Raw genomic sequence first — 12,900 nt, forward strand, 5'->3', positions numbered from 1 at the left:
CCCAAGGGCCCTCCTCGGAGGGCCCTTCCTCACTTCCAGACATTTTTGGCAGAACCACCATGAAGCTTGTCAGCACGGCCAGCACGGATATCGATTTCGAAAAGGATGGAAAGCAGATCGGCTTCGTCAACCTCCCGCTCTCCGTTCACGAGGATGCCTGGGGCGTCGTGCCGATCCCGCTCACCGTCATCAAGAACGGCAAGGGGCCGACCATCCTGCTGCAGGGCGGCAACCATGGCGACGAATATGAGGGGCCGATCGCGCTCGGCGAGCTCATCCGCGATCTCGATCCGGCCTCGATCGCGGGCCGGCTGATCATCGTGCCGGCGATCAATCTGCCGGCGGTCGTGGCGGGTCGGAGAACCTCGCCGGTCGACGACCTCAATCTCAATCGCGTGTTCCCCGGCGATCACGGCGGCACCATCACCGCCCAGATCGCCGCCTACATCAGCGATGTCCTGTTCCCGATGGCCGATGTCTTCGTCGACCTCCACTCCGGCGGGTCGTCATCGGTCAATGTGCCGAGCGCCGCCATCGAGCCGGCAGCCGATCCAGCGCATTTCAAGCGCAACATCGACGCGGTCGTGGCGTTCGGCGCGCCCATGGTCGTGGTCATCTCCAACCGCGGCGATCCACGAACCTCGACGGCCACGGCGGTGCGCGCGGGGCTGACGGTGGTCGGCACCGAGCTCGCCGGCGGCGGCGGGGTGTCCGTCGAAGCGCTGGCGGTCGTCCGGCGCGGCCTGCGCAACCTGCTGGCGCATTTTGGCGTGCTGCCGCCCGGAAAGGACGGACCGCCCTCCATAACGCGACCCGACATCTACGAGATCACTCCCGATGCCTACGTGCTCGCCACCGAGACAGGCGTGTTCGAACCGCTGCATCTCAACGGCGTCGAGGTGCATGCCGGCGAGCCGGCCGGGCGCATTCATTTTCTTGCCAATCCCGGCCGCGCCCCGGTAACGCTCTACTACCGGGCCGACGGCATCGTTTACGTGCGCCGCCAGCCGGGCCAGGTCCGGCCCGGCAACGTCTGCATGGTCGTGGCCACGCCCTATCGCGGGCAACTGCCGTGATCGGCCTCGACGATGTGCGGGCGGCCGCCGAACGCATCGCGCCATACATCCGAAGCACGCCGGTCGTGAAGATGACGGCTACTCGACAGCCATTGGCGGATGCCGAAGTCTGGATGAAGCTCGAGTCGCTGCAGCCGACCGGCTCCTTCAAGGCCAGAGGAGCCACCAACCGCCTGCTGACCACGCCCCGGCAAGAGCTCGCCGCCGGCATCGTGACCGCTTCGGGAGGCAATCACGGTCTCGCGACCGCGCGGGCGGCAACGATCGCCGGTGTGACGGCCACGGTCTTCGTGCCTGAGACGGCCGAGCAGGCGAAGATCGAAAAGCTCCGTGCGTGGGGCGCCGAGGTCCGTGTCGAGGGCGCCGTCTGGGATGCCACCAACCGAGCGGCCCTGGCGTTCGCCAAGGAACGCAACGCAGCCTATTTCCATCCCTTTGCCGATCCCCAGGTCGTGGCCGGCCAGGGCACGATCGGGCTCGAGCTCATCGAGGCGCTGCCGGAACTCGACACCGTGCTGGTCGCTATCGGGGGCGGCGGATTGATCTCCGGCATCTCTGTCGCGCTCAAGGCGCTGAAACCTTCGATCCGGATCGTCGGCATAGAGCCCGCCGGTTCGCCGACGCTCCAGGCCTCTCTTGCCGCCGGCCATGTGGTCACCCTGCCGGCCGTCACCACCCGCATCGCCACCATGGCTTGCGGGCGGACCGACGAGCGCATCTTCGGCATCGTGCAAGAGCATGTCGACGAGATCATCCTGGTCGGCGACGAGGACATGCAGGCGGCTGCGCGCTGGCTGTGGTTCGAATTCGGCATCGCGGCCGACCTGAGCGGCGCGGCCGGCATTGCTGCCTTGCGCTCGGGCAAGCTGGGCTTGCCGCCGCGCGCCAAGATCGCGACGCTTATCTGCGGCGCCGGCAGCAACGGCATCGGCATGGACGGCCAATGAGATGACCGGCGAGCGCGCCCCGATGCTGGAAGCGTGCGGCCTGTCGAAGCGCTATGGCGAGACCGTGGCGCTGTCGAACGTCGATCTCGCGTTCCAGCCGGGTTCGGTCCACGCCATCCTGGGCGAGAATGGCTGCGGCAAGAGCACGCTGGTCAAATTACTCTCGGGGATCGTCGCGCCCTCCTCCGGGACCATCCGGATGCTTGGCCGGCCGGTCACCGGCTCCAATCCGGCGCGCATCCAGCAACTCGGCCTGGCGACGGTTTTCCAGGAAGTGCTGCTCGCCCCCGAACGCTCCGTGGCCGACAACATCGTGCTCGGCACCGGGTCGGCTTTCGGCTGGCGCGCCAGCCGCTCGGCGCGTCACGGCATCGCCGCAGCCGCCCTCTCGCGGGTCACCAGCCTGCCGATCGATCTCGATGCGCCCGCCGGGTCGCTGTCGCTGGCGGTGGGCCAATTGGTCGTGCTGGCGCGGGCTCTGGTCCGCCGCCCGAAAATCCTTGTGCTCGACGAGGTCACCGCCGCGCTCGACCTCGGCGACCGCAACGCGGTGTTCGAGATGATCGAGGGCCACGCCCGGGCGGGCGGCCTGGTGCTGTTCATCTCGCACCGGATGGACGAGGTGATGCGTCTTGCCCATCGGGTCACCGTGCTGCGCAATGGACAACTGGTCGATACGCTCGAAACCGCGTCGGTTTCGGCCGAACGGCTGCTGCAATTGATGGCACCCGCCACCGCCAGGGAGCTCGATCATGCCCTCTGAGYCGGCCCTGCGTGTCGAAGGCGTATCGCTTGCTCACAACACGCCCGGGCTGGACGAACGCGTCCATGCAGGCGAGATCGTCGGCCTCGCCGGTCTCGACGGGCATGGCCAGGACGCCTTCCTCGAAACGCTTGCCGGCTTGCGCGCGCCGGTCGCCGGTCGCATCCTCGTCCGTCGTGGCAGCGCCGGCTATGTCGAAATCGACGATTTCCGCCACGCCACACGGCTCGGCATCGCTTATCTTGCCCGTGACCGCAGAGCCAACGGCATCTTCCCCTCGCTGTCGATCCTCGACAATTTCAGCATGGTGACGCTGGGGCGCGATCGTCGCTTCGGATTGATCAGCCCGCGCGCCAGGCGCGAACGCTTCGAGCGCTACCGCGAGCGGCTGTCGATCGTCGCGCCCGGCGGCAACAAGCCGATCACGGCTCTCTCCGGCGGCAACCAGCAAAAGGTGCTGCTGGCGCGCTGGCTGGCGCGCGAACCGAGGATTCTCCTCCTCAACGACCCCACGCGCGGCGTCGATCAGCGGACCCGTGAAACGCTCTACCAGGCTTTCCGCGATCTCGCGCGACAGGAGGGCATGACGCTTGTCGTGTTGTCCTCGGAGCTAGAGGAAATCTTCCGCCTCTGCGATCGGCTCCTGGTGTTCCGCGAGCAGGGCGTCGTCGCTACCTTTTCGGGGGCCGATATGAACAGCAGCACAGTGATCGCGGCAATGTTCGGGCGCGTCGCATGACAGCGGCCGCGCCAATTGCCGGCAACGCGCCTGCGCGATCGCGTGGCATCGGGGCGCTCCTGGCCGGCCGTCGCGAGTCGGCGCCGGCCCTGGTCATCCTTGCCGCACTGCTCATCGTCGACCTGTGGCTGAACCGGGCCTGGATGCTGCCCGGCTCCTGGGGCACCGTCATCGGCCTCGCCGGCCCGACGATGGCGGCAGCGATCGCCTCCATGCCGGCGATCATGGCCGGGCGCGGCGGCATCGACGTCTCGATCGGCCCGTTGATGGGGTCATCAACATCATCCTGGTCAAGGTGCTGGCGGGAGATATGGGCATCGACCAACCCTGGGTGCTGGTGCCGGTCGCCCTTGCGATCGGCGCGCTCGTCGGGCTGTTCAACGGGCTGCTCTCCGCGGTGCCGCGCATCCAGCCGATCGTGGCCACGCTCGGCACCTATCTGGTGCTCAGCAGCGTGACACTGACCCTGCTGCCTGCGCCGGAGGGCGCGGCGCCCGCCTGGCTGAAGGCCCTTGCCGGCCCCTACTCCATCGTCCCGCTCGCCGGCATGGCGGCAGTCTGGCTGCTGGCGAAGCGCCTGACCGTCTATGATTGGCTGATGGCGTGCGGCAGCGATGACCGTGCCTGCTTCACCGCCGGCATCCCCGTAACCGGCGTGCGTGTCTTCGCCTACACGCTTGGCGGCCTTTTTGCCGGCGCCGGAGGGCTTTTGCTCAGCGCGCTGCTCGGCTCGGCCGACCCCAATGTCGGCCCCACCTTCACGCTGGTCGCCATCTCCGGCGTGGCGCTCGGCGGCGTGAGCCTTGCGGGAGGGCGCGGCGGCTTCGCGGCCGCGGCGCTTGGGGCGGCAGTGATCTTCCTGCTGCAGAGCACGCTCACCTAGTTCAACGTCTCGAGCTTCCTGCTGCACACCCTCTACGGTGTCATCCTGGTGGCATCCGTGTCGCTGAACGCGCTCACCGGCCGCATCGCGGGAGGATCGAGATGAACGTCCTTTCCGACCTCGGCGCCAACACCCGCCGCACCCTTGGCGCCACAGGCATGGCTTTGGTGCTGCTCGTCCTCGGCTCACTGATGATCGAGGGTTTCGGCGCGCCGTTCGCCATCCGCTCGATGCTCGTTCTAGCGACATTCATAGCCGTGGCGTCCATCGGCCAGACGCTGGTGGTCCTGCTTGGCGGCATAGACCTGTCGATCCCCTTCGTCATCGGCTTCGCCAATGTCGTTGCCGCATCGCTTTACGGCGACGGGATGGCGTTCTGGCTGGTCTGTTTCATCGTGGCGTTGCTGTCGATGGCCATCGGAGCCCTCAACGGCGCGCTGTCCTCTTTCCTCAGGATCCATCCGTTGATCGTGACGCTTGGCGTCGGCACCGCTGTACAGGGGATCGTGCTGATGTGGACGGGCGGGCTGCCCACCGGCTCGGCTCCAGCCTATCTGAGCGAGTTCGTGTCGATCGGCGGGGCGATCGGCCCGCTGCCCGTGCCGTGGGTCGTGCCGTGCTTCGCGGTGCTGGCAGTCTTTGTCCATGTGATGCTTGCGCGCACGCCGTTCGGCCGGCAGGTCTATGCGCTCGGCAGCAACCCGACGGCAGCGCCGCTGGCGCTGATCGACCCGCATCGGATCGTCGTCGTCAGCTACGCGCTGAGCGCCCTGTTCGCCGCGCTCGCGGGCGTCCTGCTGCTCGGCTTCACCGGCTCGGCCTATGGCGACGTCGGCCAACCTTACCTGTTCCAGACCATTGCAGCGGTGGTGATCGGCGGCACCGCGCTCGTCGGCGGGCGCGGCAGCCTGATCGGCACGGTTGCCGGCTCGGCAGTCCTGATCGAGCTCAACACTTTCCTGATCGGCCTCGGCCTCGCGCCCTCCACGGTGCAGGCCGCGCTGGGGATCGTCATTCTCGCATTGGTCTCGATCTACGGCCGCGAAGCCCACGTCCGCACATTGATCTGAGCGCGACCGCACGAGCGTGCCTGACGCGCCGTTTGATCAACCGCGACCGATCCGCCCATCGGATCGCCTTGTCCTGACTTTGCGTCGAGCGCGCCTCATTTCACCAGCTGCGGCAAGTCCTTCAGGAACGCCGCTCGCGTCACGAGGCCCTTCGGCTTGTCGGTACGCTTGGCATCGATGACCAGCCTTGCAAAGACGATGCGGCGGCCGTCCTTCTCGGCCCAGCCGACGAACCAGCCGAGCGAGCGCTTGCCGTCCTCGCCAAGCCTGGTGCTGCCCGTCTTGCCCTGCACCGTCCAGTCTCCCGCCGCGAAGGTCGGCAGGATCGCCCTGGTCATTTCATGCGCCTTCGCCGACACCGGCGTCTTGCCGGCGAGCAGCTGGCGAAGGAACGCCGTCTGCTCGGCCGGCGATATTTCGAGCGAGGAATTGATCCAGGATTGCGTCAGCCCATTGTCCTTGCCGGCATCGCCCGAGACGTCCTTGTTGCCATAGCCGAATTTCGACACGTAGTTGGCGAACTTCTCGGCGCCGAGACGCCGCGTGATCTCGCGCGAGTACCAGACGATGGAATCGCGCTCCCAGATCGTCGGATCGACGCTCTTCTGGTCGCGCTTCGCCGCCTTGAACTCCGGCTTGTAGTCCCAGCTCGGCGTGTGCTGGTCGCTCAGGATGCCRGCATCGTAGCCGATCAGCGCGAGCGGCACCTTGAAGGTCGAGGCCGGGCTGACGCGCTGGTCGCAGACGCCGTCCTGGTAAAGTGTTGCGCCGCTTTGCGCGTCCAGGATCAGCGTGCAGTGGATCTCGTTGAGCGGCGCCGATTGCGCCCGCACCGGCAAGCCCAGCATCCAGGCCAGAAGGAAGAGGACGATGGCAAAAATGAAGGGATAGCGGTCCATCTGGCGCATGGCGAAGTCACTCCGGTATGAGATTACGAGAGCGGCTTAGCGAGGCGTCTTGTCTCGATTTTGTCTCAAATTCGCAGTGTTTGTGCAGCTTCGCGTTAACCCTACCGGACCGTTAAGATCCGAGCCGCGCGTGACGGCGAAGCAATCAGATTTCGGGGTCGCCGCGTTTCTTGCCGATCCGCCAGTAGCGCCAGGGCATGAACCAGACATAGCGCGCCGCAAGCGTCTCTGGCACGCGGTCGATGCCATGCGTCCCGAACGGCCCACAGCGCAGGACCCGGAACAGCCCCATCCAGCCACCGGCCCACAGGCCGTGACGGGCGATCGCCTCATGCGCGTATTCGGAGCAGGTCGGCAGATGCCGGCAGCTGTTGCCGACGAAGCCTGAGAGCGTCAGCTGATAGAGGCGCACGAGCGATGTGCCGAGCACGCGCCCGGGCGTCTTGCGCCAGGGCCCCGGCCAATTGCGCCCGCGCTGGACCGACCGGACGCCATGCATATGCCCGTGATGGTCGCCCATCGCTCCGCAGCCTGTTTCACTGCGCGATAGATGTGGGCTTCGGCGCTGAAACGCAATGCCTTTGCCCTCAAGGTCTGGAGCGCCGGACAGGATGGCTGCCGGTCCATGGGCGATGGTGAGAGGGAAGATCGCGACAGTCATGGTGGTGTCCGCCACGCACGGCCTCGCCGTGCCATTGGAAGGTCGCTATCCGTATCACATCGCTGAAAATGGCCAGGAACTCGTTCATGGCAGGTCTCCTTTGAGACGGATTAGACCGCCGCTGGCCTTCCCTCTCAAACGAGTATAATTTCCGCGTCGGATAACTTGAGGTTATGCGACATGAAGCGTGGCCGGCTGCCGCTGACAGCGCTCAGAAGCTTCGAGACGGCCGGCCGGCATTTGAGCTTCAGCCGGGCGGCCGAAGAACTGTACGTCTCACAGGCCGCGATCAGCCGGCAGATACGCGAGCTCGAGACCTTTTTGGGCAGACCGCTGTTTCTGCGCCTCCATCGCCGCGTCGAGCTGACGGATGCGGGACATCGGCTGCTCGACCGATTGGTCAGAAGCTTCGACGACATCGACCGCGTGCTTTCGGAGCTCACCGCCTCGCCGGCGCAGGCGATTGTCCGCGTCAGCGTCGAGCCATCGCTTGCCGCCGTGTGGCTGGTGCCGCGACTCAATCGCTTTCGCCAGTTGCGGCCCGACATCGATGTGTCCCTCGAAGTCGATCCCCGGCCGATCGAGTTCCGCAGCGATCAGCCCGAGCTCGCCTTGCGTTTCAGCGCGCACGCCACCTCATGGCCGCGCAGCGAGGCCGAGCGCCTGGTCTCGACCGTCGATTCACCTGTGCTGTCGCCGACGCTGCTCGCCGCCGGCCCTCCGCTGGAAAAGCCGGTCGACCTACGCCATTACACGTTGCTGCATGAGGAAAACCGCCAGGGTTGGGCGCGCTGGTTCCAGGCGGCAGGTGTGCCTGCCGATGCGGTGCCCGCGCGTGGCCCGATGCTGGCGGATGTCGCGCTTTCGAAACAGGCGGCACTCCTGGGCCATGGCGTGGCGCTCGGCGATCTCTTGCAGGTCGGCGAGGAACTCGCGTCGGGCACTTTGATCAAGCCCTTCGACATCGATGTCGCTTCCGGCGCCTACTGGCTGGTGGCCAGGAGCCTTGGGGATCTGACGGAGCCTGCCAGGGCGTTCGCCGACTGGATCCGAAGCGAGTTCGCGATGACCAGGAGAGCGGCCTAAGCCCGATTTCAAGCCGCCTGCCCGGCGCGCTTCTTCTCGATCTGGCCGATCGCGTCGACCACCGCGTCGAAAGTCAGCATCGTGGAGGCGTGGCGCGCCTTGTAGTCGCGCACCGGCTCCAGATATTTGAGGTCGGCGAAGCGGCCTTCCGGCGGCGCGCCGTTCTCCTTGAGCATCTTCAGCATGGTTTCACGCACGGCGCGCAATTCGTCGGCGCTGGCGCCGACCACATGCTGGGCCATGATCGAGGACGAGGCCTGGCCGAGCGCGCAGGCCTTTACGTCATGGGCGAAATCGGTCACCACATCGCCGTCCATCTTGAGGTCGACGGTAACCGTCGAGCCGCATAATTTGGAATGCGCCCTGGCGGTCGCGTCGGCGTCGTCGAGCCGGCCGATCCGCCCTATGTTCCCGGCGAAGCCGAGAATTTTCGCATTGTAGACGTCGTCGATCATATTTTTCCAATCCGTCGCCGCCCAGCGAACAGGCTTTGCCGCTCCCGCGTCTTCCTTTCGCTTCGCTGTAACCATATATAATGGTGGCAGTCGGGCATCGACAAGGCGACGAAAAGCCAGTGTCCTTGCCCATCTGTTCACGCCGCTTGCGGGATGGAAATGGGCGATTTTCACCCAAAAGGTCGTGGTCCGTTCAACTCGTCCCACCTTTGAGTGGGACTACGGGAGACGCCTTTATGGATGCCGTCATCAAGAAAATCATGCCCCCGTCCCAATATCTGGACAAGCCCGTCACCGATCGGCCGAGCGAAGCCGAGGTCGAGGCGGCCGTGCGCACGCTGTTGCGCTGGACCGGCGACAATCCGGACCGCGAAGGCCTAGTCGATACACCCAAGCGCGTCACCAAGGCCTTCCGCGAAATGTTCAACGGCTATGACATGTGCCCGGCCGACGAGCTTGGCCGCACCTTCGAGGAAGTGGCCGGCTATGACGACCTCGTGATCGTCAAGGACATAAAATTCCATTCGCATTGCGAGCATCACATGGTGCCGATCATCGGCAAGGCGCATGTCGGCTATCTGCCGGACGGCAAGGTCGTCGGCCTGTCGAAGATCGCCCGTGTCGTCGACATCTTCGCGCATCGCCTGCAGACGCAGGAAGCAATGACCGCGCAGATCGCCGGCGTCATCCAGGACGTGCTCAATCCGCGCGGCGTCGCCGTCATGCTCGAGGCCGAGCATATGTGCATGGCCATGCGCGGCATCCGCAAGCAGGGCTCGACCACGTTGACCTCGACCTTCACCGGCGTCTTCAAGGACACACCCGAGGAACAGGTCCGTTTCGTCACCATGGTGCGCGCAGGCGGCTGATTTGCCGGCCCTCGCCGGCCAGAACATATAGGGACCGGCGATGTCGGCAGTTGAATTCCCGAAAGCTCCGTCAGACAAGAAAGCGCTGGAGGAAGGCACCGTCCTTTCTCCGCGTTTTGACGCCGCAGGCCTCGTCACCGTCGTCGTCACCGATGCCGTCGACGGCATGCTTCTTATGGTCGCGCATATGAATGCCGAGGCGCTGGCGCTCACGCTGGAAACCGGCATCGCGCATTATTGGTCGCGTTCGCGCAATGCGCTCTGGAAGAAGGGCGAGACCTCGGGCAATCTCCAGCGCGTCGTCGAGATGCGCACGGATTGTGACCAGGACGCGATATGGTTGAGCGTCAAAGTGTTGGGCCACGACGCAACTTGTCACACCGGCAGACGTTCCTGCTTTTATCGGACGGTGGGGCTGAGTGACGGCAGGGCGACGCTTGCCGACGACGGTAGCAGGCCGCTGTTCGATGCGGACCAAACGTATCGGAAGCCTCTGTGAACCGTTCAATATTCAAAAACCACTCATATTCATTATTCTCAAACGTCCTTGTGGTACAAGGGATATGGGACATGGGAGATCGTGATGCTCGAATGGGCGTCATTGCGCAGCAGACCTGACGTTCAGGAGGCTAACGGCCCCGCATCGTCGGGCGGCCTGCCCGATCCGAAACCTGGCGCGAAAACCGGCATCTCGCTGGCACTCGGCGGCGGATGCGCCCGCGGCTGGGCCCATATCGGCGTGCTGCGCGCGCTTGACGAGGCCGGCATCGAAGTGTCGATGATCGCCGGCACCTCGATCGGCGCGCTGGTCGGCGGCTGCTATCTTGCCGGCAAGCTCGACGAACTGGAAGAGTTTGCCAGAAGCCTGACCAAAAGGCGCATCTTCGGCCTTCTCGATCTCAACCTGCGCGGCAGCGGCCTGTTCGGCGGCATGAAGCTGGACCAGCGCCTGCGCGAGCACCTCGACGGCGCCCGCTTCGAAGACCTGTCGAAACCCTTCGTCGCCGTCGCGTCCGAAATCCGCACCGGCCATGAAATCTGGCTGTCGAGCGGCTTGCTCGTCACCGCCATGCGCGCCTCCTATGCGCTACCGGGCGTCTTCGAACCGGTGGCCTGCAACGGCCGCGTGCTGGTCGACGGCGCGCTGGTCAATCCGGTGCCGGTTTCGGTCTGCCGCGCCTATGAGCAGCCGCTCGTCGTCGCGGTGAACCTGCATTACGACCTGTTCGGGCGTGCGGCCGTCATCAAGCACAGCGCCGGCGAGTTGCTCGTCGAGAACGACGCGCCTCGCCCCGGGCAGGTCAATTCCCAGTCACATCAGACACGCCTGGGCATCACCGGCGTCATGGTCGAGGCCTTCAACATCATCCAGGACAGGATCTCGCGCGCCAGGCTCGCCGGCGATCCGCCGGATATGTCGCTGCAGCCGAAGCTTAGCCATATCGGCCTCACGGAATTCCACCGCGCCGACGAGGCGATCAGCATCGGCTATCAGGCAACGAAGGCACAGATCAGCGAACTGACCCGGCTGCAATCCGTTCTGGTCTGAATTTCCCGCTATTATTGCTAGGCGAGTGCCGCATCGCTGATGCGAAACTGCACCGTGCGATTGCCGTTCCAGTAATTGCCCGACAGCGAACCGGCGACATGCACGGTCCTGCCCCTGTTTTTGAACAGGAACTCGCCGAGCGCGGTATCGACGGCACGAAAGGCGATCGCCTGGATGTTGCCGCCGCTTTGCGACTGCAGGTCCACGCGAATGTGGTTGGTGCCGATCGCGCGCGCATCGGCCAGCCGGTGGCCCGGCAGCACGAACACCGGCGCGATATGCCCGGCGCCGAACGGCCCGGCTTTCTCAAGCGCGTCGAGCAGCGCGATCGTGGCGCCCTCGGCGGCCAGAGCGCCGTCGATCGCCAGGCTTTCCTCGTTCTGCAACCGGAACACGTCGGCCGCGGCGCGCTCCTCGAAGAAGGCGCGCAACTCGCCAAGCTTGGGACGCTCGACGGTAATGCCCGCGGCCATCGCGTGGCCGCCGCCCTTGACGATCAGCCCGGCAGCCGCCGCCTCGCGCACCAGCCGGCCGAGATCGAAGCCGGTCACCGAACGGCCGGAGCCCGTGCCGACGCCGGTCGAATTGAAGGCGATGGCAAAGGCCGGCCGGCGCGCATAGTCCTTGAGCCGCGAGGCGATCAGCCCGACGATGCCCGGATGCCAGCTGTTGCTGGCCGTGACGATGACCGCGGGACCATTGCCGCCGGCAAGCTCCGCATCGGCCTCGGCGCGCGCCTGCGCCAGCATCTCCTGTTCCATCTGCTGCCGTTCCTGGTTCAGCCGGTCGAGCGTCTCGGCGATGCTTGCCGCCTCGACGGGATCGTCGGTGGCCAAAAGCCGGCTGCCGAGCGCGGCATCGCCGATGCGGCCACCGGCATTGATGCGCGGCCCGATCAGGAAGGACAAGTGAAAGGTGTTGATCGGCTCGCCGATGCGCGAGACCCGCGCCAGCGCCGCCAGCCCCTCATTCTTCTGCTGGCGCAATACCTGCAGTCCCTTGACGACGAAGGCGCGGTTGACGCCGGTGAGCGGCACCACGTCGCAGACCGTCGCCAACGCCACCAGATCGAGCAGCGAGAGCAGGTCGACCGGCGCGGCGTTCGGCAGCCGCTCGCGCAGCACTTTGGCCGTCTGCACCAGGCATAAGAAAACGACGCCGGCGGCGCACAGATGCCCCTGCCCCGACAGGTCGTCCTCGCGATTGGGATTGACCACGGCCGCCGCTGGCGGCAGCGGGCCGCCGACCTGGTGATGGTCGAGCACCACGACGTCGGCGCCGGCTTCCCTCGCCGCCTCGATCGAGGTCGCGCTGTTGGTGCCGCAATCGACGGTGACGATCAGCTTCGCGCCGCGCGAGATCAGCTCCCGCATCGCTTCCGGGTTGGGCCCATAGCCTTCGAAGATGCGGTCCGGGATATAGATTTCGGACGGTACGGAAAGATGCGTGAGAAAGCGTTTCAGGAGCGCCGACGACGCGGCGCCATCGACGTCATAGTCGCCGAAGATCGCCACTTTTTCGCTGGCGACGATCGCGTCCGCCAGCCGCGCCGCCGCTTTCTCCATGTCGGTCAGCGATGCCGGGTTCGGCAAAAGCTCGCGGATGGTCGGATCGAGGAAGCGCCCGGTTTGTTCGACGCTGACGCCGCGCCCGGCAAGCACCCGCGCCACGATGTCCGGCACGCCATGGCCCTGCGCGATGGCCAAGGCGGCCATATCCTGCCGCTCGGTCAGCCGGTGTTCCCAGGAAACACCCGTCGCCGACTGCCTGACATCGAGGAAGAACCGTTTCTCGCCCGTCATGCGACGCGCCGTCTGCACATCATACTTGCGCAGATATCAACATGCGACGTCTGGAGCAATTGCGGGCAAGCGGGCAAGCCGGGGAAAGGTGT

General features: G+C 65.8%; 14 protein-coding genes. 10 read left to right on the forward strand and 4 right to left on the reverse strand.

What is annotated here, in order from left to right; genetic code table 11:
- The first annotated feature begins 59 nt into the window (after positions 1 to 59).
- The 6 genes from LCM4577_RS10840 (at position 60) to LCM4577_RS10865 (ending at position 5,478) form a co-directional block, all read left to right on the forward strand.
- Positions 60 to 1,076 carry a succinylglutamate desuccinylase/aspartoacylase family protein gene (locus LCM4577_RS10840; protein WP_071032026.1) on the forward strand — a complete coding sequence of 339 codons (1,017 nt, stop codon included), beginning with the start codon at positions 60 to 62 and terminating at the stop codon, positions 1,074 to 1,076.
- Positions 1,073 to 2,023, forward strand: a complete 951-nt coding sequence (locus LCM4577_RS10845; RefSeq protein WP_071071117.1) for a threonine/serine dehydratase — start codon at positions 1,073 to 1,075, stop codon at positions 2,021 to 2,023. The genes LCM4577_RS10840 and LCM4577_RS10845 overlap by 4 nt, the downstream gene beginning before the upstream one ends.
- Before the next feature lies 1 nt (position 2,024).
- Entirely contained in the window at positions 2,025 to 2,786 is a 762-nt protein-coding gene (locus tag LCM4577_RS10850; protein WP_244508289.1) for an ATP-binding cassette domain-containing protein, read from the forward strand.
- Positions 2,776 to 3,525: an ATP-binding cassette domain-containing protein gene (locus tag LCM4577_RS10855; RefSeq protein ID WP_071071118.1), complete on the forward strand. Its 750-nt coding sequence runs from the start codon at positions 2,776 to 2,778 to the stop codon at positions 3,523 to 3,525. The genes LCM4577_RS10850 and LCM4577_RS10855 overlap by 11 nt, the downstream gene beginning before the upstream one ends.
- A gap of 310 nt (positions 3,526 to 3,835) precedes the next feature.
- Entirely contained in the window at positions 3,836 to 4,408 is a 573-nt protein-coding gene (locus LCM4577_RS10860; RefSeq protein ID WP_244508290.1) for an ABC transporter permease subunit, read from the forward strand.
- A 101-nt stretch (positions 4,409 to 4,509) separates the two neighbouring features.
- Entirely contained in the window at positions 4,510 to 5,478 is a 969-nt protein-coding gene (locus tag LCM4577_RS10865) for an ABC transporter permease (RefSeq protein WP_071071120.1), read from the forward strand.
- 95 nt (positions 5,479 to 5,573) lie between these two features.
- Here LCM4577_RS10865 and blaOXA read toward each other — a convergent pair whose 3' ends face one another.
- Together blaOXA and yidD are read right to left on the reverse strand one after the other, a co-directional pair.
- Complete coding sequence (blaOXA, locus tag LCM4577_RS10870) at positions 5,574 to 6,386, reverse strand: class D beta-lactamase (protein ID WP_083354692.1); 813 nt, start codon at positions 6,384 to 6,386, stop codon at positions 5,574 to 5,576.
- Between the two features lie 145 nt (positions 6,387 to 6,531).
- Positions 6,532 to 6,906, reverse strand: coding sequence for a membrane protein insertion efficiency factor YidD (gene yidD / locus LCM4577_RS10875; RefSeq protein ID WP_041007247.1), 375 nt, complete (start codon positions 6,904 to 6,906; stop codon positions 6,532 to 6,534).
- Between the two features lie 321 nt (positions 6,907 to 7,227).
- Between yidD and LCM4577_RS10880 the strand changes: the two genes are divergently transcribed.
- Entirely contained in the window at positions 7,228 to 8,133 is a 906-nt protein-coding gene (locus LCM4577_RS10880) for a LysR substrate-binding domain-containing protein (protein WP_041007249.1), read from the forward strand.
- A gap of 8 nt (positions 8,134 to 8,141) precedes the next feature.
- On the opposite strand, the gene LCM4577_RS10885 is transcribed toward LCM4577_RS10880, so the two are convergent.
- Complete coding sequence (locus LCM4577_RS10885; protein ID WP_040981567.1) at positions 8,142 to 8,588, reverse strand: iron-sulfur cluster assembly scaffold protein; 447 nt, start codon at positions 8,586 to 8,588, stop codon at positions 8,142 to 8,144.
- Between the two features lie 236 nt (positions 8,589 to 8,824).
- On the opposite strand from LCM4577_RS10885, the gene folE reads away from it, so the two are divergent.
- The 3 genes from folE to LCM4577_RS10900 all read left to right on the forward strand — a co-directional run bounded on the left by folE (position 8,825) and on the right by LCM4577_RS10900 (position 11,006).
- On the forward strand, positions 8,825 to 9,457 hold the full coding sequence (folE, locus tag LCM4577_RS10890) for a GTP cyclohydrolase I FolE (protein WP_040981569.1): 633 nt from the start codon (positions 8,825 to 8,827) through the stop codon (positions 9,455 to 9,457).
- A gap of 40 nt (positions 9,458 to 9,497) precedes the next feature.
- Complete coding sequence (gene hisI / locus LCM4577_RS10895) at positions 9,498 to 9,956, forward strand: phosphoribosyl-AMP cyclohydrolase (RefSeq protein WP_040981571.1); 459 nt, start codon at positions 9,498 to 9,500, stop codon at positions 9,954 to 9,956.
- 84 nt (positions 9,957 to 10,040) lie between these two features.
- Positions 10,041 to 11,006 (forward strand): patatin family protein, encoded by a 966-nt coding sequence (locus tag LCM4577_RS10900; protein ID WP_040981573.1) that lies wholly within the window; start codon positions 10,041 to 10,043, stop codon positions 11,004 to 11,006.
- A 17-nt stretch (positions 11,007 to 11,023) separates the two neighbouring features.
- On the opposite strand, the gene recJ is transcribed toward LCM4577_RS10900, so the two are convergent.
- Complete coding sequence (recJ, locus tag LCM4577_RS10905) at positions 11,024 to 12,808, reverse strand: single-stranded-DNA-specific exonuclease RecJ (protein WP_071071123.1); 1,785 nt, start codon at positions 12,806 to 12,808, stop codon at positions 11,024 to 11,026.
- Positions 12,809 to 12,900: the final 92 nt, after the last annotated feature.

It is taken from the genome of Mesorhizobium sp. LCM 4577 (genome assembly GCF_001854795.2).
GTDB classification, from domain to species: Bacteria; Pseudomonadota; Alphaproteobacteria; order Rhizobiales; family Rhizobiaceae; genus Mesorhizobium; species Mesorhizobium plurifarium.